Genomic DNA, 19,701 nt, shown 5'->3' with positions numbered 1-19,701 from the left:
GCGGGCCACCTCTCCAGAGCAGGCCTTGCGCGACAACGCGGAGCGCTTCGGCCTGCCCGCCAGCCTCGAGAATCTGGTCCTGGTCCAGGTGAAGGAATCCCTGCTCGGCAAGCACTACCACTACCAGCAGATGTTGCTGGATCTGCCCGTTGATGGCGCGGAGATCGTTGTCTCGATCGGCAAGGACGGCCAGCTGCTGCAAATCCACAACACGAGCCGGCATGTCGGCGAGGACATGGAGGAGGCGGCGGTCAACCAACTGCATCTGAAGGCGCAGCTCTCCAGCGAGTCCGCCCTCGATCGCGCCTGGACCAACATGAGGGTCCAGAATCCCCTCGTCGACCTGCCCAAGAGCGAGCAGGTCTGGCTCCCCGTCAAGGACGGCTTCCAGCTCGCGTACAAGGTGTCCATCTCGGCGCAGATGCCTACCGGCGGCTTCGTGCAATACATCAACGCCCAGGATGGCAGCCTGATCGACTCCTACTCCACGTCCATGCCGCGCAACGGCAAGTTCGAAGAGCGCACCCTCGCCGCTCGCCAGCGGACACTCGGCTCGCCTCTGGATCGCAAGGCCGAGACGGCCGCCATCGAGCGGCAGACGCGCCTGGCCCAGCCGGTGACTTCGCTCGTGCCCTCCGGCATCGACGGCTCCGGCTTCGTGTTCGATCCGGATCCGCGCACCACGCTGAACAACGACAACCTGACGGACTCCTCGGCCGCTTCCGCCTTCGAGAGCGCCTATTTCAACAAGCCGCTGCGCGACATCTCGCTCAGTGGCGGCGTGTATTCGCTCACCGGCCCGTACGTCAACATCAAGAACATCGAAGCGCCGAACACCGCGCCTTCCACCACCACCAACGGCGCCTGGACCGCCAAGCGTGGCAGTGATGCGTTCGACGACACCAACGTCTACTTCCAGCTCGATCAGAACCAGCGCTACATCCAGTCGCTCGGGTTCACCAACATCATCAACCGTCCGTTCGATGTAGACACCAACGGTGTCAACGGTGACGACAACTCGCACTACAGCTACGGCGGCAGCACGGACTACCTGGCCTTCGGTCATGGCTGCGTCAACGACAGCGAAGACGCCGACGTGATCCTCCACGAGTACGGCCATGGCATCCAGCGCAACATCAACACGAGCTGGTCCGGTGGCGACACCGGCGCCATGGGCGAGGGCTTTGGCGACTACTGGGCGGCTTCGTATTCCTACAGCACGCCGAATGGCCCCACGTATCACCCCGAGTGGGTGTTCAGCTGGGACGGTCACAGCAACTGCTGGAGCGGCCGGGCGCTGAACCGCACCGATGCCAGGTACAACAGCATCAGGACCTATGGCGCGCACCAGTCGATCACCGAGGGCGGCGTCACCTTCGTGTCCGACGAGCTGTGGTCCGCGCCCTTGTTCCAGGCGCTGACCAGCCTGATGGCCAACGGCAAGTCCCGCGCGGATGTCGACAAGATCATCCTCCAGGCGCACTTCGGCCTGGGCTCGGGCGTGAAGATGCCGGCGATGGCAACGGCCATCGTCAACGCCGCGCACAACCTGTTCCCGAATGATGTGACCTACGAGAACACCTTCAAGGCGAAGTTCGAGGCGCAAAACATCATCAGCTCGGTCCCCCCAGGCCCGACCATCAACGAGACCGAATCCAACGACACCCAGGCCACGGCCAACGAGCTCTCCACCACCAACACCACCGTCAACGCCGCGATCGCTTCGCGCAGCGATGTCGACTTCTTCAAGGTCACCCTGCCGGCGGGCAAGACCCTGACCGCGAGTATGACGCCCAACTCGACCTCTGACTACGATCTGGAACTGTACAACAGCGCGGGCACCAAGCTGACCTCGAGCACCGCGGGTACCGGCGCGGTGGACTCGGTGACCCGGAGCAACAGCGGCACGACGTCGGCCGACTTCTATGTCAAGGTGATCTACTACAGCGGCGGCACCGGCTCGACCAACGGGAAGTACTCGCTGGTGGCGACCTGGTAGTTGGCCGTCCGTTGTAGCTCGAGTTGAGAAGAGGCCCACCTGGAACCAGGTGGGCCTTTTTGCATGGCTTCATGCAGGACCTGCGCACCAACCTGTCCAAGAAGGTGGGCAAGCTGGTGGACTGAGAAGAGCGCTGAGTGGCTACGACTCTGTCGAGCGCCGCCGCTGCCGCCTGTTCTTCGCGAGTGCGGCGCGGAGCATCTCTCGCCGACGCCGCTCCGCATCGTCGGGCGGCGGGGGCTCCTCGATGCGGGGAAACGACAACACGACCTTTCCGCCGAACGGCGCGAAGACCTTGTTGAGCGTTTCGAGCGTCGGGTTCGCGTTCGGATCGTCCTCGAGCGTCGCGACGACGCTGGTGGAGAGCCTCACGGCTTGTGCGAAGGTCTTCCGGTCCATCCCCAGCATCGTGCCGCGGAGGATGCGCGCGGCATCTCCGAGGCCGAACTCTCCGGTGACGACCATCGCGGCGAGTTCTTCCAGCAGCGCCTTGCGTTCGAGCGCAGTCAACCGGGCGACGTCGGCGCGCTTCATAGGAGACCCCACGCGCGGAGTCGCTTCTCGGTGCCACGGAGGTCGAGCCCCGCGAAATTCAGCGTTTCATCTGGCAGCCCGAGACCCGCGAGCAACTCGGGGAGATGGCGAAGGCGCGAAGCAAGATCGCGGAGGCCCTCGCGCAGCGACGCCTCATCCGGGCCGAAGCTTCGCAGGAGCCCATCCCAGTCGACATCTCCGCCGGCTTCGTACCCCTCCCACGTCGTGGTGCGGGTGATTCCATCGAGGTCCATCCTCATCGGCGCGAAGTCGAAGATGGGCGCGAGGCGGACGGCACTGTCCGTCTTGAGCACGGCGATGTTCCTGCAATGGTAGAGGGATTCGAGTCCGTACCGGATTTCGCGGCCACCTCGGCGCGCGACGTCAAATCGGGGAAGCCAGAGGCTCGGGCCCGAGGGGCCTTCGTGAAGCGCGAGCCCGTCTTGCGCAATGGTTTCGACTCCGAGTTCCGCGAGCGCTTTGTAATAAACGTACTCCGAGCGAAGGATGTTCCGGTCACGTTCGCTGCGGCTGCGCGCGAACTTGACGAGGTAATGCCGATCTGGACAGGCGGGGTCATCCTGCCAGACGTCGATCCACACCTGATCCGCGGCGTCGCAGCGAAGCAGGAGCTTCGGCGAATCGCCGCCGGCACCTGTCGCGCCTCCGACCTGCGCGCCGGCATTGGCGGCGTACTCGATGAAGGCGTGCTCGCGGTCGATGACGGCCTGGCGAGGGAACCGCTTGGGAAGTTCCTTCTTCGTGGGAACCGACTCCTCGATTCGAAGATTGCCGACCGGCGCAATCGTGCCACTCCGCAGGATGTCGAAGTCACTCGCCCCCTCATCGGCGAGGCTCAGTCGCCGCAGCCACCAGTGCCGGGCACTCCCCATCGGTTGCAGGTCATCGAGGAACGCGGGCCAGTGGTGCCAGACCTTGGGGTGGAACTTGACCGGTAGATTGAGACTGACCGCCACAAGCGGCGGCGGGTCGGCGATCCACCGAATCATGTATTCGTGCTCGTACTCGAAGGTGCAACCTCCGCGTCGACCCTCCCCAACCCTAGGGAACTCAAGCAGCGCTGCCCGCTGCCACGACCCGTCGATCAGTGCCTGGAGGTGGAGCTGCATGTAATCCTTTATAACGGATTTAAATCGCGTCGGCAGCGCTTTTTAATCCGGTGGACCGGTTTATCTACCCCATTGGAGGTACGTTTAATCCGGCATAACGTATTTACGCTGGGCGCGTTCCGCGTGCGGCCAGGCCCCCTCTGGGAGTGCCAGGCGGCGGCTTCGATTGCCGCCGCCTCCACGGAAAGTCGGTTGGGCCGAATGTCGAAGGGAGGGATTCCCGAGCGTCCCGCAGTTCGTGCAGCGCACCCGGACGAGGGACAGGCCGTGGCCATGGCTGCCGGTCGGCTGCGGTCGCGCGGCATCGGGCAGCCGAGCCAGCGTGCCCCCACACACGCTGCACCAGCCCTCCCCCTCCACTCGGCTTCGCTCCTGCCTATACGCTACGGATTGAGCATCAGGTAGAGCAGGTCGCCGCCGCCCACGGGCGTGAAGGTGCGCCCATCGAGCTGGAAATTCCACCGGAGGGAGATACCGAGCAGCACCCCCCCATCGGATAGCAGCGCCATATCCAGCGAGCGGCCCTGATCGAAGGAGCGGGACCAGAGGTGCTCGCCCTGTGCCGTATAGCGCGCCACGAAGGGCCGATTGGTGGGGACGAAGGGAGAGCCCCAGGCGAAGCCCAGCGCCCCACCCCCCACGTCGAACGCCTCGAGGCCCACACCGGAGAGGACGAGCGAGCCGTCGTTCCCCACGGCCAGCTCGCCGAGGGAGACGGGCTCACCCACGGCACGCAACCATGCGTCGCTTCCCGTCGCTGTCATGACCCCGAGAAAGCCACTGGCGGACAGGGTCTCCAGGAACTCCCCTTCATAGGAGTGCCCCGCGAAGGTGAAGAAGCCCGCGATGTTGGCGCCGAAGGCGATGCGATCCGCGCCTTGCGGCTGGATGACCCTCACCTCGCCGGCCCCCCCGCTGAACACGCGCTTCCACGACAAATCGCCCGAGGGGGTGTACTTCGCCAGGAAGGGCACGGGGTCGCCCAACCAGCCCTCCTCCCCCAACGGGCCATCTCCGAGGTCCGTCAGGGCGCTCGCCGAGCCACCGAGGAGCACGTTGTCCTCCGCGTCCGCGGCCACGGTCCAGCCCTGGACGTACTGCCCGGCCAGGTGGGTGCGCAGGGCCCGCGACCAGAGCGGCTGGCCTTCCCAGGAGAACTTCGCCACGAAGCCCCCTGTGTTCATCGCGAAGCCGGGCTCGCCCGTGGAGCCCGAATCGATCGGCCCCGTCCCCAGGTCCATCTGGCCCGAGAAGCCGCCAGTGACGAGGAGGCTGCCATGGGCATCGGTGGCCACCGCCTGCGGGGCCACCCGCTGGAGCATGCCCGTGGCGTCCCGGGCCACGAAGCCATGCGCCCACACCAGCCGCCCCACGGGGGAGAACTTGGCGATGAAGAATCCGGCCATCCACGCCTCCTCCTCCGGCGCGGAGGGAAAGGGGCCCGTGCCCAGGTCGGGCGCGTTGTGGTAGCGGCCCACCACGAGGAGGTTGCCCAGGGATGTGACGGTGATGTCCGTCACCAGCACGTCGTTCGTGGCCACCACGCTCGACCACTGAAACGTGCCGTCCGCGCCGTAGCGCGCGAGCGCGAGGCCCTCGCCCTCGGCGAACACCGCGTCACCGAACAGGCCCGCGGCCACGAAGCCGCCCTGGGGATGGGGGGCCACCACCGACACCGACTCGGCGCCCGCCCCCCCAAGCTGCCGCACCCACGCGCTGAGGCCGCCCGTGCCCGAGCCCCTGTAGGAACAGAACGGAGGGCTTTCCGTCGTGACGACCAGCATGGGCAAGCGCTCCGCCTGGACGCTCTCGTTCGAATAGAAGTCCACGCCATCGCTCGAGTCCGACAGGAGGACGAAGCTGTAGGGCTGTTCCTGTGTCACCACGCCCGTCACGTCATAGGACACCCGCGTACTGGGGTGGATGGCGCCGAGATCGCCCAGCACCCCGCCCAGCACGGGAGGTCGGTTGTTCCAGGTGAGCTCGCCCTCGGTCCAGTCATCGCCGGCACGGTAGAGGCGTGGACCGTCCGACGTGCCATCGACGGAGGTGAACTCCAACCGCGCCGCGCGGATGGCGAGGCCCTCACTGAAGGGCGAGAACTTCAGGTAGGACTCGAGCCGGGGCGAGCCATCCACCATCAGCACCGGGGACGTACCGAAGTTGACGGTGGGCTCGCGCTGGGAGACGTAGCTGTCCTCGAATGGGGAGGAGGCGTTCACATAGGAATCCGTGCGAGGCATGCAGCGCTCTGGCAGGACTGGAGAGGACGCGACGCCCACCCCCGCGGAGGCCAGCTCCCGCGGGCTCCCCATGTCACCACAGCCCGCCAACCACAGCACAGACAGCACCCCACCCCACCACCCCCTGCCGTGTCTTCGACTCACGTTCGGACCTCCGTGTCCGCCGCGAGCGATTGCACCAGGTGTACCCATGGCGGAGTGAAGGATCGCAAACACTCGCGCCCGTTCCCGGCAACCCGTTGTGCTCGGGAATGAGCCGGGGAGGAGCCAGACTGGCGACCGTCCTACCCCATCAGGGAAGGAACGAGTCTCGGGCTGAGAGTTCCGTCGACCTCGAGGCGAGCAGCCGAAGGAGCACCTCTCCCCTCCCCACTTCCTTCCCGTGGGCCCTGGGCTCCCCCAAGCAGGTGGGGAGGAGAGGAGCGTGACGCGCCCCGGCCTCACCCGTTGCTGAAGAACAGCCCGGCGGCGCCGCCCCGCGACGAGTACTCCAGCTCCTCGGCCCCTCCGCTCCAGTCCACAACTCCCGACCGTGCTTGATGGGCTCCAAGATGGTAAAGCACGGCCACTTTGGAAGCCTGATTGTCCGCATGTCGCAACTGTGGAAAACGCACTCGTCGAGCCGAGCCTCCGAGAAGTCACAGTGAGAGCACTGGGCGGAGTAGGCCCTTCGCGTCCAACACCTCCTGGACCCTGCGACCGAGCGCCAGGTGCTCTGGGTTTCGTCCCTCATCACCCCCTCACCGCTAGCGGCTACCTCCAAGAGGAGGTGCGCCGCCATGCGGCGCAGCCCGAAGTTGCCCAGCGTCACCGGAGTGGAGAGCAGGTGCTGCACCAGCTCCAATGCCTGCTGAGGCGCCAGTGTGCGCCCATCCCTGGGCAACGCAGTGCCAGGCACGCCAGCTTGCGCGAGGAACCCCTGGAAGTAGTCGAGCGTCACGGGCACCTCGAACGGCCGCCCGTCGCCCACGCCATCCAGCCATCCACCACCCTTCCCCTCCGGGTGTACCTCCTCGTCCACCACGCTCACGCCGCGCGGTCGATTCCGGGCCCGCTCCGGCGCCCTGGCAGACTCGGCCGCGCCAACCTCCGTCGGGACCGCGGCTTCGCGCGCCTCGGTGCCAGCGTCAGTGCCCTCGGTGTCCGCAATGGCCGCCCCGGTCCTCGTTGAAGACACCCGCTGGGCCTGGCCAGCGCCCTCCTGTGACCTGGGACTCGTGCGCTGCACCCGCCACCGATGGCGCGCGCTGCCAGCGAGCATCCCGCGGTACCCGGACATGCCTTCGCGCAGGGTTTCGATGGACTCCTCCGGGTGCACCGAGTCGATCACCGCATGGGGCCCGACCGCGTTGAACTGGTGCGAGACTCCCCGGGGGATCTGCATGTCCACCCAGCAGTTCGGTGGCACGACGACGTTGTACCGCTCCCGGTGCACGCCCTCCGGGGTGTCCGGCAGGCGGTCGACGAAGGGTACGCCCCGCCGTGGCTCACACCCGCCGGACTCTCCACGTTCACGCCCGCGTTGGACGGCAGCCTGTCTCAGTGTGGGGAGGCGGTACCCTGCCGCGCATTCACCTCCGCGCTGGGCGTAGCAGCAGTCGCCCCTGGATGCACCTGGACGTGACGAAGTAGTAGCCCTCCTCCTGGAACATCCTCAGCGGCCAACCCATCCCCGTCCCCCCTCGTGAGCACATCGAGGCGAAATGCACCGCGCGCGCCAACTCGCAAGTCCGCGGAAACAGTTGAAGAGAGTGGGTTCCACCGTCCACGCCCCGTCTCGTTCTGGCTTGGGTCCCGCGTTTCGAGTCCTTTGACACCATCCTGCGTTCACGCATCGAGGCTGGCGAACGGTCCATCGGGGCGCCTCGGTTTTCTGTCGGGCGCCACCTCGCTACCGCCTTGCGGGGGGGGGGACAACACAGTAATAAACTAAAAAAAATCCTCGATCCGTTAATACAGCCTCATTCCCGTCTGATAGAACACCTGAGCAGTCAGGTGACTGCTCACAACTGAAAGAGAGAACGCCGTGCGTTTCAGGATACCTTTTGCGATGGCATCAGCCATCTTGGTGACATCTACCGCCATCTCGTCCGTTGCTCATGCCGAGCAATTGAATATTACTTTCCAAGGCACGATAGACCCCATGTTCGGTATCGAAGGGAACTATCACTATGGAGTAATGACGGCGAACTGCGGATACAAGCACATCAGTGAGCAATGCAACGGAACGGTGGCATCGGGACCATCCTACGGAGCCTGGTTCGACGGCCCCATCAACCCCTATAAATTTGGTTCAGAGACCTACTTCCAAATTCCGCACTCACAAAACTACAGAATAAAAGTTACAGGAAACAATTGGGGTGCACGCCATCTTTGGCAGATGGAGCCAAATAACACGGTCCACGGCGCCACCATAACCCCAGCGGACTCAGACCTCAACCAATCCCACTATCAAATGCGGAATTGGATTTTTTCACCGTACGTCCAGTATCCAAACATCTACGGCCTCACCCACCACGAATGGTATTCATCGGTTAGTTTTGTGAATGGAATACCATTCCTGGCACCTGGTGCCACCACAGTTTGGGGTCTCGGCTGGATCAGCTCGGCCGACGGTGGAAATACATGGGCCATGAATCCAATCAACTACAACGCACCCAGCAACTCCAACAGAATGGTGTTGATCCCAGAGCCATGGAATTCTAGCCTTCCCAATTTCTATGGCTTTTCGCATCCCTCCAACATTGTCAAGGAAGGTATTTACTACTATGCATTCATGACCAATGTTGGTCAAAAATCCAATGGCAAGCAAACACTCGGAGTAAGTCTAATCAGAACGTCAAATCTAGCTTCTTCCAGCGGCTGGCAGTACTGGAATGGCTCTGGGTGGACCACAGTGAATCAAGGGACATACCAAGGTAATAGCGGTCCTCAGCAGCCCTACATTTTTTGGGAATCTACCAACGCGTGCTCGCATTTGTACGCTCACAATGTTAGAAAACACGCCAGCAGCGGCAAGTGGATTGTCTTGGGGGCAGCGTATTGCACAGATGTTGATGCAAACGGCAATATTCTAGGCAAGGCAGTTTACTCATGGATTAACTCGCTAGCCAATCCAGCACTCCTAGACAAAACCGCCGCTGGCCAGTCCAGAAGTCCCCAAGTCATTCCCGCAGTTGGAAACTACATCCCCTTTAATGCGTACTACAGCTTCTTCGATGTAAGTGGCAGTCAGAATGTGGGAGACAACTTTGAGGTGGTGAACGACACGCCCTTGTTCACCGCCATCAACCCTGCGAAGAACACGATTCTTCACCAGTTCTTAAACATCTCGTACACGCCTTAACGAAACTGCTACAGAGGGCCTGTAAAACACTGATTCCTGAATTTACAGTTCATGAGAATCAGTGGGTTTCGGGCGTCAACCGGCGAAAAAAAGGGGTTTGCGGCCCCCCCTAGTACTACCCGGTCAGATGCGGGATAGGCCGAGAGGGGGAGCGCGAGCCGAGAGGGTGTCCGAGAGGGTGTCAAAGAATTTGAGAAGGCGCGACACGCGGCGGGAAGGCAAAGGGAGGAAAGCAGGCCAGGAAATCCCCCCGACTCCACCGCGCCGCCGCCTCTCGAAATGCCGCGACGAAGGCCCGATAGTGCTCGCGTAGCTCCTTCAATGCCTGCCGCGTGGAGGCATGGCCCAACGGCCTCGGGCTCCTCTTGAGGTGCTCGGGCCGGGTATGCGGGTGCTGCGCCTTCACGGCTCGCGCTCCCAGCACAGGCGTGCCCCGGGTTCGCGCCTTGGCTTCCTCTTGCTCCACCATCCCCCGTACCGCTCGCTGCCTCTGCTTCTCCTTCAGTCCTTCCCAGCACGGCAGCGCGCCTGGTGTTGAGACGCAAGCCGACACAGCCCAGAGACCTGGTGCCCCTGCCGCGCCCCTCCTGGGCGGCAGGCCTGGACAGGCCTGCCCAAGGTGGCGGCCTGGCTTCTGCCTCGGCCCGGCGCACAGGGAAGTTCGCGATGCCGTGGGGGCTCCTTGCTCCTCTTCTGCCCTCAGCCCCCGTCGCCGGTGTCCTCGCAGGTGGCGGCTGAACTGCGGTGCTCCGCCAGGAAGATGGTCTGCGCCATCATCCGGTACCCGGACATGCCTTCGCGCAGGGTTTCGATGGACTCCTCCGGGTGCACCGAGTCGATCACCGCATGGGCCCGACCGCGTTGAACTGGTGCGAGACTCCCCGGGGGATCTGCATGTCCACCCAGCAGTTCGGTGGCACGACGACGTTGTACCGCTCCCGGTGCACGCCCTCCGGGGTGTCCGGCAGGCGGTCGACGAAGGCGTGCAGCGGGGTCGTCCAGTCCGGGCGGGAGCGGTGTGGGGGACTCGTGTTCCCGCCAGTGGCCACCCTTCGTCCCGACGCTCAAGGCGGCCCTGCGCGCCACGGGGTGAGGGCGTGGCGTGCGCTCAGGCACGCACCTTGGCGGAGAACGGGCTCACATACGGCGCGACGACGAGCCGCGCCCAGGTGTCGTGGAGCCCGTCGAGGTAGGTGACCTGGACGCCGGAGAGGTCGGCGCCATCGAGGCAGTTCGCGTTGACGCTGGGGTACGCCCCGCCGTGGCTCACACCCGCCGGACTCTCCACGTTCACGCCCGCGTTGGACGGCAGCCTGTCTCAGTGTGGGGAGGTGGTACCCTGCCGCGCATCAGAACCCAAGGAGTAACCCCGTGAAAGAACTGCTGGCAGTCAGTTTGCTCCTGTGGTGTGGCCTGTCCCTGGCGGCCCCTCGAGTCCCCAAGGCCGTTCCAAACAAGGCCACCGTCCAGAGCGTGAAGACTCCCCCGAATCCAAATGGAAGGAAGGGGGGGACGGAGCATCAGGCGAAGGTCAAGGAGGTCGCCCAGGAGGTCGAGGCGCGTGGACTACAGCCCAAGACCGAGCATATGGTTGAGACACCCGGGGGAACCAAGAGCAAGCGGTTCGTCGATGTCGTGGGCACTGACAAGAAGACAGAAGAGGTCAAGGAAATGCACCAGGTGGGGCTCCAGACGAAGAAGGGGCAACCCGTGACACGTGAGCGGCAGGCCCTGGATGATATCCAGAAAGCCGAGGGCAAGCGCCCCGAGTTCCATCCGTACAACAAATAAGGCTCTCATGGGGCACCAGATCAATTTTTTCTTGATGCCAGAAGACACTCGGCTCCTCGAGAAGAGACTCAGAGAAGAGTGCCCGGTGGTCTTCCTGGATGGGGAGTCGCGGGATTCTGCTCCCGTACAGCTCCCTGACCTCGAGGTCGCCGAGTTCGGCAAGACACGGCTGAGGGTCATCCTGGTACAGCCGGAGGACCTGAAGTCAGTCATCCTGAGATACATTCCTCAGCAAGGTCATTGGTCGGTGGACTCAGACCGTTCTCCGGTGATCGAGCTGGACCGCTGCTACTACGACGGCGAGATTCTCAGGAGGGGACGGTTGTACTACCAACGGCAGTTCGCCGAACATGGTGCCTGGGTGGAGAAACCCGCGGCCTTTCAGGCCTGGGCAAAGAGAGTTTTCTCGGTCACCCGTAAGACACTCCAGAAGCTACCAGATAGGCCCTACCATGTCGGGCCTCATGCCCTGGCCGAGCAACGGCAGGGACACGTCAAGCTGATGGCTTCCACGAACAAGCCATTGCTCCCATGACACGCCCTCGGACCGGTTGCACGACTGACTTGAGCCCAGAAGGTCCTGTCGCTGTTGCCATCCCGGCGCTTCTGGGCGGGCGGGCTCCAGTCCGCTCCCTCCACATGGCCGAGAGGGTGTCGCCGAGAGGGTGTCAAAGAATTTGAGAAGGCGCGACACGCGGCGGGAAGGCGAAGGGAGGAAAGCAGGCCAGGAAATCCCCCCGACTCCACCGCGCCGCCGCCTCTCGAAATGCCGCGACGAAGGCCCGATAGTGCTCGCGTAGCTCCTTCAATGCCTGCCGCGTGGAGGCATGGCCCAACGGCCTCGGGCTCCTCTTGAGGTGCTCGGGCCGGGTATGCGGGTGCTGCGCCTTCACGGCTCGCGCTCCCAGCACAGGCGTGCCCCGGGTTCGCGCCTTGGCTTCCTCTTGCTCCACCATCCCCCGTACCGCTCGCTGCCTCTGCTCCTCCTTCAGTCCTTCCCAGCACGGCAGTCGCGCGAGCTCCAGTTCCACTGGCTCGGCCCATTCCTGTGCGAAGCGCCCCTCCCCCGCCAGGTCCTCACTTCCCCGTTTGCTCCAGCGCTTCGTCCAATTACCTGGACGTGACGAAATAGACACCCTCCTCCTGGAACATCCTCAGCGGCCAACCCATCCCCTTCCCCCCCCTCGTGAGCACATCGAGGCCGGATGCACCGCGCGCGCCAACTCGCAAGTCCGCAGAAACAGTTGAAGAGAGTGGGTTCCACCGTCCACGCCACGTCTCGTTCTGGCTTGGGTCCCGCGTTTCGAGTCCTTTGACACCATCCCGGCGACACCATCCCGGCGGACACCATCCCGGCTGGGTCCCGCGTTTCGAGTCCTTTGACACCATCCCGAGCCGGCACCCGTCAGCGGCCCTCCCCGGCCCCTCCGCACCCGCCCTCCCCCCTCAACTCGGCCTCTCTCCTGCCTAGACGCCCGCCCTACATGAAAATCCCGGGGGCCGTCTCCAGGGCGGCGCGCAGCTCCTCAACCGTCGTGTCCATCTTCTCGGCCACGGTGGGTGCGTGCCAGGTCACCGCGACTGTGCCGACAGGCGACTCGCAGACAGCCTCGACAGTCGCTCTGCCGACCAGTCCGGGCCAAGCGTGCCGGCGCAGTTCCGCCACGTGCATGAGGGGATCCAAGAAGGTGAAGCACGGCCACCGCGGCAGGCGAATGGTCTTCATGTCGCAATTGCGGAACCGGCACCCGTTGAGTCGGGCCTCTGAGAAGTCGCAGTCCTCAATGCCTCCGAGCTTCTGCCTCTCGTCCAGGTCCTCGCGCAACCCGAAGTCGTTTCCACCGAAGCGGCCCTTGAACCGGCACCCCTTCAACTTCATGGCTGCCCACGGTAGCGTTTTCAGCTCGCTCTTCGCATGAATGGTGCAGTCGATCAGGGTTCCCGACACCAGGTGCAGCCACCGCGCCGAAACGTTCGTGACCAGCGTACAGCCCCGGAGGGTGACGTTTGGCCCGAGCCAGTAGATGGCCGTCTTATCGGTCAGCTCCAGGTGCTCGCCCTCAATCTCTCGATTCTCGTAGTGGATGTTGGGAGTCACGCGGGCCTCAGAAGAAGATCATGCGGAAGAAGGTGCTCGCCATCCGGCGCCCGTGCAGCGCGAAGTTCGACTCCGTACCCGACAGGATCTCGTAGTGGTAGCTCTGGCCACCAGGTCCGGTGACGTCCACGCCGCGGCTGTTCCAGGATAGGTGCGGGAAGCGGTTGGCCACCTGTCTCTCGATCCACCGCCCTCGGGCCTGCCGCTCCAGCAGATTCGCGCGGTACTCCTTGCCGGCTGCTCGCATCTTCTTTATCGCCTCCAGCTCCTCGACTGACAGCTCAGCCTGGGACCACCTCGCCGCCTCCTCCCTCACGGCCGCCTGCAGCTCGTCGCCGAGCCGGTCTTCCGCCGGTATGTCATTGTAGCTCTGGCCTCGCGGGAGGTGCCACCGCTCGCCGTTGCCGAGGATGACCTGCTTGTTGCCCCCGCGGTGCTGGATGGCCACGGTGCCCCCATGCCCTCGAGCAGCTCCCGAGCCGCCACTCCTGGCCAGGACGTTGATGGCCACGGGCGCCTGCGGGGAGGTGAGGACGACGAGGGCGCGGCTCTGCTCCACCACCACCTCCACCGCGGCCGCCTCCTCCATCGCCACCGCTACCGAGCCCTCCATGCCCTGGGCCGCCCACTGCGCCTGCACCTGGTTGAACCTCGGCAGCGAGCGAAGGTGCGTCGCCACCTCGCCCAACGTTCGTCCGGTGAGGGTGGCCACTGCGAGAATGAGGGCCCGGGCCGCGTCCATTCCTATCCGCTTGCCGAAGGCCTCGCCGGCGTCGCGCAGCTCCTCGAACGTGGTGGCCTCGTGCGCCGCGTGCGCCATGCGGGCCCACCCGTCCATGAGGCCCCACATGGCGTCCACCCCCAACCAGGCCAGAAGTACCACGGAGAGCGCGGCGGCGGCCGCCTTGGTGCTCGGCTCGGGTAGCAGCCAGAGGGCCAGGTACAGGCCCGCGGCCCACACCAGGGAGGAGAGCAGTGCCTGAGGGCTGAGCTCGCGCCCAAGGGCCGCTCGCGTCTCGTCAAGCACACCTCCGAAGGCCAGGGCGAGCGCCAGGGTGCGCCTGTCGTCGGTGCGCAGGTAGGGTCCATCCGTGAAGAGGCCCAGGCAGTCCCCGCCGCCGCGTGGCTGGCACCACCGCAGGTACTTCGCCTTGAGCGCCGCCTCGGCCTCGGGGACGAGCGAACCCTTGTCGATGAGGGGCACCAGCGTGAGGACCCTGTCCCGATACACCTCGGCGAGCAGCTCCTCCTCGGGCATGGCCTGGAGCAGCCCCTGGGCGGCCTCCTGGGGCGTCCCGTGCACCTGGTGGTGCTGGAGGAGTTGCGCCACCGCACGCTGATACTCCTCCCGCGTGACGGCCACCACCCGCGTGCTGCCGCGCGCCTCCACCTCGGCCGCGTACACCACCAGCACCGGCTGCAGCTCCCTCGGCGCCGCTCGCGCCTCGCTCTCCGCGGCCTCGTCACCTGCCCGGCCACCCCCGGTCCCCCTGCTTGACGCGGGCCCCTGCGACGCGCAGGCCGCATGGAAAATCAGGACAATGAGCCAGAGGGCCCCGGCCGGCGCCCAGCGTGGAGGGCCCCGCCGGACCCCCAGCTGCGTTCCGCCGCCCTTCCCCACCGTCGGATTCGGTTGCTTCTTCGACATGGCGTTGGCCTCCCCCAGGAGAAACAGCCCTGAAGAATAGGATGCGGGGCGGCCAACGAGCGATTTTGGAGCACCTGGGACTGTCCACGGCAGATGCGAGCCTGACCCCGGCGCGAGAGCCACCCCAGGGCGCCTAGTGTCGAGGCTTCCGCAGGGGATGGTGATCGGGTCGAGGGCCGGCGCGGTGGTGTGCAGGCTGCTCTTGGCCGTCTCCGCCGTTTCCGGCTTCGTGCCCGTTTAGAGCTCACCATCACTCCGTCTCCGGCCCCCGCCACTTCGAACCGGACGGGCGGGTTTCCCGCATCCGGCTCACCGCGGAGGCGTCCTCCGCCGGGGTTATGCTTCCGTCCTTCTGGCCGCCGACTTTCGGAGCCATTCGCCCCTACTCCACCGCTGCCAGCCGGGGGCGGATTTCGCCCAGCGGTCCATCTTCATTCGAGGCTCCTGCGCATTTCCGGTGGGTCTTGTCATCCCACTCCCGCCTCACCTCACGTTCCGAATGCCTCCGGCAGGGCCCCTTGGCTCCACGGGCATTACCCCGCTTCATCGCTACTACGGACCCATCTGCCAGGCTCTCGCCTTCACCGCACTTCGCCTCCTCGGCTCGCGCGGCTACCTTGCTTCCGCGGGCTTTCTCCGCGGGGCGAGGAGCCCTTCCCTGTTTCCATCCATGGCCTTGTTCACGTGCCGCCGCCCTCTACCCCGCCGGGTGGACCCCCCAAGGTCGTCTTCGGGGAGTTCCTGCTGCCTTCGCCGTCTTTGAGCCAGCTCGGCACCCGGAGTTGACGAGTCACGAGGCCTCTTCCGGGCGTTCACTCATCGTTGCGGCCCGCGCACTCGCTCACCCCGCTTTCCGGGGCTTTGTCGGTGGGCTTCACCGCAGGGCTCTCCCCTCTCGGTGCCACCCAAGCTATGCGGTTCGACCTTCTCCCGCTTCGGGACTTTCACCCTATGGGTCCATGGACAGCCTCCAGGCATCACTCAAAGGACTCGTTCCGACACCTCGTTTCCTGCGAATCGTCTGACACCCTTCCGGGAGCCCGGCCGGCACCCGTCCGCGGCCCTCCTCGTCCCCTCTGCACCAGCCCTCCCCCTCCACGTGGCCTATCTCCTGCCTAGACGCTACTGCTGATTCAGTAGGTAGGACGCGAGCGAACGGTCGAGCTGCCCGGCTCGGCGGTTGATGCGCTCGAGGGACACCGGCCTTCTCCGGTTTGTCCCGGTCACCGAACCCCTCGAGCACCTTTTGCAGGCATTCAGTAGTCGAGGAGCGCTACAGGCAAGGTCCCCCAGCCTTCACCGCCCACTGCCGCGATGTCCGTCTGCCCATCCCCATTGAAGTCGCCAGTCACCACCGTACGAGTCTGCGCAGCCCAGGTTTGGAAGTACGGGATGAACTCGTTGGCCACTCGGAAGGAGCCATTGCCGTTGGAGAGCGCCACGGGCAGGGCCAGCCAGCCGTCAGCGCCCACCGCTGCGATGTCCGTCCGCCCATCCCCATTGAAGTCGCCAGTCACCACCGTACGAGTCTGCGCAGCCCAGGTTTGGAAGCTGGGGATGGACTCGTTGACCACTCGGAAGGAGCCATTGCCGTTGGAGAGCGCTACGGGCAAGGCCTGCCAGCCGTCAGCGCCCACCGCTGCGATGTCCGTCCGCCCATCCCCATTGAAGTCGCCAGTCACCACCGTACGAGTCTGCGCAGCCCAGGTTTGGAAGCTGGGGATGGACTCGTTGACCACTCGGAAGGAGCCATTGCCGTTGGAGAGCGCCACGGGCAAGGCCTGCCAGCCGTCAGCGCCCACCGCTGCGATGTCCGTCCGCCCATCCCCATTGAAGTCGCCAGTCACCACCGTACGAGTCTGCGCAGCCCAGGTTTGGAAGCTGGGGATGGACTCGTTGACCACTCGGAAGGAGCCATTGCCGTTGGAGAGCGCCACGGGCAAGGCCTGCCAGCCGTCAGCGCCCACCGCTGCGATGTCCGTCCGCCCATCCCCATTGAAGTCGCCAGTCACCACCGTACGAGTCTGCGCAGCCCAGGTTTGGAAGCTGGGGATGGACTCGTTGACCACTCGGAAGGAGCCATTGCCGTTGGAGAGCGCCACGGGCAGGGCCAGCCAGCCGTCAGCGCCCACCGCTGCGATGTCCGTCCGCCCATCCCCATTGAAGTCGCCAGTCACCACCATACGAGTCTGCGCAGCCCAGGTTTGGAAGCTGGGGATGGACTCGTTGACCACTCGGAAGGAGCCATTGCCGTTGGAGAGCGCCACGGGCAAGGCTTGCCAGCCGTCAGCGCCCACCGCTGCGATGTCCGTCCGCCCATCTCCATTGAAGTCGCCAGTCACCACCGTACGAGTCCGCGCAGCCCAGGTTTGGAAGCTGGGGATGGACTCGTTGGCCAAAATCTGCCGCGAGTACAGCTTGATGGTGGCGTTCACGTCCGCGAAGCTCAACCCGTCGCGCTGGCCGATGGACTGGCCCCCCAGCGTCTCGATGGTGGGCAGTCCGTTGGAGGAGAACGCATAGGCCCCGTAGTGCATGATGGAACCGAAGTCGTAGCTGAACACATCGTCGCCATCGCCGATGTGCTGGTCGAAGTTGTACGCGTAGTCGGCCTGGATGTTCTCCCACAGGATGCGCACGTTGGAGTCGCGGTCCTCGCGGTTCTGCTCGTGCCACAGGCCGATGGCGTGGCCGATTTCATGGATGGTGTTGCCCGTGCTGCACGCGGCCTCCAGGTTGATGAACTGCTGGCCGCCCCTCATCCCCACTGACGAGCTGCACCCGTTGTTAGGCCGGAAGGTGACGTAGTTGGGGTAGAGCGCCGCGTTGCTCGCCGTGCGCAGCACGAAGCGCAGTGGCGTCTTCGACTGCCAGTGGGCGATGGCGTCTGTTACCCGGAACTGGCTGGGGAGGCTCGGGTCGATGGTGTACGGCACCGTCGCATCGGGCCACCTGTAGCGCAATCCGCTGATGGCCACTCCTTGCGCCCGCACGCCCTGGGGCTGGAGCCCTCCGTGGGCCTGGACCTCACGAGTGTGTGCCTTCACCTGCTCCACACTCCCCAGCAGGATGTCGCCCTCCAGCACGGCCATCCCGTCCACGTCGGCGTAGCGCACTGCCTCGAACCGCTCTCGGGCCCCGTTCCAGACGTAGCCCTCGAGCACGGGCGAGTGGGCGGGGACCCAGGCGCTCTCGGGGTCACTCCAGGCCGGACGCAGCTCCGGCTGTCCTGCCTCGTGGCCACAAGCGGTGAGCAGCCGGATGGCCATAGTCATGCACGTGGCACTGGATACGGCCTTCAACGTTTTGATCGACATGGGAACGCACTCCTCAGTAACGGGTTGGACGACATCAGCTCGGCTCTTGGGTCGTTAGCACGAAGCCGATGGAGACACACAGTGGCAGCAGGGGAGGGAACGCACTGTGATGCCCCGCACAGGCAAACCATGAGGACAATCACAACCCGCGGGCAGCCCTCACGGAGCACCGGCAATGTGCCCGGGCAGGTGTCAGACGATTCTCAGTGGCTCGTCTTGAAAGCCCGGGTTGTCGCGGGTGGATCGAATCCTTTGACACCTTCGGCGCTGGAAAACAATAAAGTTGCCAACTTCTGTGGTTTGTGATCTGGCCTCCTCATGAGGCACGACTCGAAACTGGAAGCGGCCATCCGTGCCAAGTACCTCGCCCTTGAGGGAGTCCTGAATGAGAGGGCACGCCGATTGTGGGCAGCGACGGAGTCGCTCACGATAGGCTACGGCGGCGACGCGGTGGTTGCGAGCGCAACTGGTTTGGCGCGGGCGACGATCCGAGCAGGCCGCGAGGAGTTGAAGAAAGGCGAAGCGGTCACTGAACGTCAGCGTCGGCCTGGCGGTGGCCGCAAGGCGCTTGCCTTGGTACAGGGAGGATGGGTCGAGGCACTCGAGCGTATGGTTGCGCCGACGACGAGAGGGGATCCGATGTCGCCACTGCGATGGACGTGCAAGAGCACGCGAAATCTGGCAGCGGAGTTGCGGCACGAGGGGTTCGTGGTCAGCCACATGAGCGTCGGAAAGAAGCTGCACGAGCTGGGCTACAGCCTCCACGCGTTGCGCAAGAACCAAGAGGGCACGTCTCATCCAGACCGCAACGCGCAATTCGAGCACATCAGCGCGATGGTGGAGGACTTCCAGGCGCGAAACCAGCCAGTCATCTCCGTCGATACGAAGAAGAAGGAGCTCGTCGGCAGCTTCAGGAACGTAGGCCGTGAGTGGCAACCGACGGGGCGGCCGGAGGAGGTCAACGTCCACGACTTTCCCGAAGATGCGGTGGGCAAGGCGATCCCCTACGGAGTTTTCGACATGACTCGAAACGAGGCATGGGTGAGCGTCGGGCGAGATCATGACACACCGGCTTTTGCCGTCGCATCAATTCGACAATGGTGGAAAACGATGGGTTTGCCAGCCTATCCGAGTGCGACGGAACTTCTCATCACAGCAGATGCAGGCGGCAGCAACGGGTACCGGACACGTGCCTGGAAGAAAGAACTGCAAGAGTTGGCTGATGACACGGGGCTGAACATCCACGTGTGCCACTTTCCGCCAGGAACGAGCAAGTGGAACAAAATCGAACATCGGCTCTTCTGCCACATCACCCAGAACTGGAGGGGCAAGCCACTGACCAGTTTTGAGACAGTCGTCAATCTCATCGGAAGAACGCGAACTACCAGAGGTCTGCGCGTCAAGACGCGGTTGGACAAAAAGCAATATCCGACGGGCGTCGAGATCACGAAGACAGAAATGAAGCGACTGGCGCTGCGAAAGGATGATTTCCATGGCGACTGGAATTACCTTTTGGAGCCGCGGCGCACCGAATGAAGTTGGTCAAGTTATTGTTTTCCAGTGCCTTCCCTGCCCGGCGCACAGGGAAGTTCGCG

At 64.5% G+C, this 19,701-nt stretch carries 14 protein-coding genes; 5 read left to right on the top strand and 9 right to left on the bottom strand.

Going from position 1 to position 19,701, the window contains the following annotated elements; genetic code table 11:
• Positions 1 to 25: 25 nt before the first annotated feature.
• Complete coding sequence (locus CYFUS_RS07920; RefSeq protein WP_198316500.1) at positions 26 to 1,999, top strand: pre-peptidase C-terminal domain-containing protein; 1,974 nt, start codon at positions 26 to 28, stop codon at positions 1,997 to 1,999.
• 141 nt (positions 2,000 to 2,140) lie between these two features.
• Here the strand turns inward: CYFUS_RS07920 and CYFUS_RS07915 are convergent, their stop codons facing one another.
• The 3 genes from CYFUS_RS07915 to CYFUS_RS07905 all read right to left on the bottom strand — a co-directional run bounded on the left by CYFUS_RS07915 (position 2,141) and on the right by CYFUS_RS07905 (position 5,906).
• Positions 2,141 to 2,533 (bottom strand): transcriptional regulator, encoded by a 393-nt coding sequence (locus tag CYFUS_RS07915; RefSeq protein ID WP_095984676.1) that lies wholly within the window; start codon positions 2,531 to 2,533, stop codon positions 2,141 to 2,143.
• The gene (locus CYFUS_RS07910; RefSeq protein WP_157758314.1) at positions 2,530 to 3,543 is read right to left on the bottom strand and encodes a type II toxin-antitoxin system HipA family toxin; all 1,014 of its coding nucleotides are present in this window, start codon (positions 3,541 to 3,543) and stop codon (positions 2,530 to 2,532) included. The genes CYFUS_RS07915 and CYFUS_RS07910 overlap by 4 nt, the downstream gene beginning before the upstream one ends.
• A 503-nt stretch (positions 3,544 to 4,046) precedes the next feature.
• The gene (locus CYFUS_RS07905; protein WP_198316499.1) at positions 4,047 to 5,906 is read right to left on the bottom strand and encodes a DUF7594 domain-containing protein; all 1,860 of its coding nucleotides are present in this window, start codon (positions 5,904 to 5,906) and stop codon (positions 4,047 to 4,049) included.
• 2,050 nt (positions 5,907 to 7,956) lie between these two features.
• On the opposite strand from CYFUS_RS07905, the gene CYFUS_RS50410 reads away from it, so the two are divergent.
• Positions 7,957 to 9,252 (top strand): hypothetical protein, encoded by a 1,296-nt coding sequence (locus CYFUS_RS50410; protein WP_157758312.1) that lies wholly within the window; start codon positions 7,957 to 7,959, stop codon positions 9,250 to 9,252.
• A gap of 699 nt (positions 9,253 to 9,951) precedes the next feature.
• Here CYFUS_RS50410 and CYFUS_RS51635 read toward each other — a convergent pair.
• Genes CYFUS_RS51635 through CYFUS_RS07885 form a run of 3 tightly spaced genes read right to left on the bottom strand, consistent with a single transcriptional unit; the run spans position 9,952 to position 10,522 of the window.
• A complete protein-coding gene (locus CYFUS_RS51635; protein WP_198316498.1) occupies positions 9,952 to 10,095 on the bottom strand; it encodes a hypothetical protein in 144 nt (47 codons plus the stop codon).
• Positions 10,092 to 10,301 carry a hypothetical protein gene (locus CYFUS_RS51630; RefSeq protein WP_198316497.1) on the bottom strand — a complete coding sequence of 70 codons (210 nt, stop codon included), beginning with the start codon at positions 10,299 to 10,301 and terminating at the stop codon, positions 10,092 to 10,094. Before CYFUS_RS51630 ends, CYFUS_RS51635 begins: the two co-directional genes overlap by 4 nt.
• A gap of 59 nt (positions 10,302 to 10,360) precedes the next feature.
• Positions 10,361 to 10,522, bottom strand: coding sequence for a hypothetical protein (locus tag CYFUS_RS07885; protein ID WP_232537431.1), 162 nt, complete (start codon positions 10,520 to 10,522; stop codon positions 10,361 to 10,363).
• A 101-nt stretch (positions 10,523 to 10,623) separates the two neighbouring features.
• Here CYFUS_RS07885 and CYFUS_RS07880 point away from each other — a divergent pair, with 101 nt between their 5' ends.
• Both CYFUS_RS07880 and CYFUS_RS07875 read left to right on the top strand, forming a co-directional pair.
• Positions 10,624 to 11,043 carry a hypothetical protein gene (locus CYFUS_RS07880; protein ID WP_157758311.1) on the top strand — a complete coding sequence of 140 codons (420 nt, stop codon included), beginning with the start codon at positions 10,624 to 10,626 and terminating at the stop codon, positions 11,041 to 11,043.
• A gap of 7 nt (positions 11,044 to 11,050) precedes the next feature.
• Positions 11,051 to 11,578, top strand: a complete 528-nt coding sequence (locus tag CYFUS_RS07875) for a hypothetical protein (RefSeq protein WP_095984672.1) — start codon at positions 11,051 to 11,053, stop codon at positions 11,576 to 11,578.
• A gap of 945 nt (positions 11,579 to 12,523) precedes the next feature.
• On the opposite strand, the gene CYFUS_RS07865 is transcribed toward CYFUS_RS07875, so the two are convergent.
• The 3 genes from CYFUS_RS07865 to CYFUS_RS50405 all read right to left on the bottom strand — a co-directional run bounded on the left by CYFUS_RS07865 (position 12,524) and on the right by CYFUS_RS50405 (position 18,106).
• Positions 12,524 to 13,141 (bottom strand): pentapeptide repeat-containing protein, encoded by a 618-nt coding sequence (locus tag CYFUS_RS07865; protein WP_095984671.1) that lies wholly within the window; start codon positions 13,139 to 13,141, stop codon positions 12,524 to 12,526.
• A 7-nt stretch (positions 13,142 to 13,148) separates the two neighbouring features.
• Positions 13,149 to 14,789, bottom strand: coding sequence for a hypothetical protein (locus CYFUS_RS07860; RefSeq protein WP_157758310.1), 1,641 nt, complete (start codon positions 14,787 to 14,789; stop codon positions 13,149 to 13,151).
• A gap of 1,256 nt (positions 14,790 to 16,045) precedes the next feature.
• A complete protein-coding gene (locus tag CYFUS_RS50405; protein WP_157758309.1) occupies positions 16,046 to 18,106 on the bottom strand; it encodes an FG-GAP-like repeat-containing protein in 2,061 nt (686 codons plus the stop codon).
• A gap of 318 nt (positions 18,107 to 18,424) precedes the next feature.
• Here CYFUS_RS50405 and CYFUS_RS07850 point away from each other — a divergent pair, with 318 nt between their 5' ends.
• Positions 18,425 to 19,642, top strand: coding sequence for an ISAzo13 family transposase (locus CYFUS_RS07850; RefSeq protein ID WP_198316496.1), 1,218 nt, complete (start codon positions 18,425 to 18,427; stop codon positions 19,640 to 19,642).
• Positions 19,643 to 19,701 lie beyond the last annotated feature (59 nt).

Source organism: Cystobacter fuscus (assembly GCF_002305875.1).
Lineage (GTDB): Bacteria > Myxococcota > Myxococcia > Myxococcales > Myxococcaceae > Cystobacter > Cystobacter fuscus_A.
This window is presented reverse-complemented; position numbering and strand designations above follow the sequence as displayed.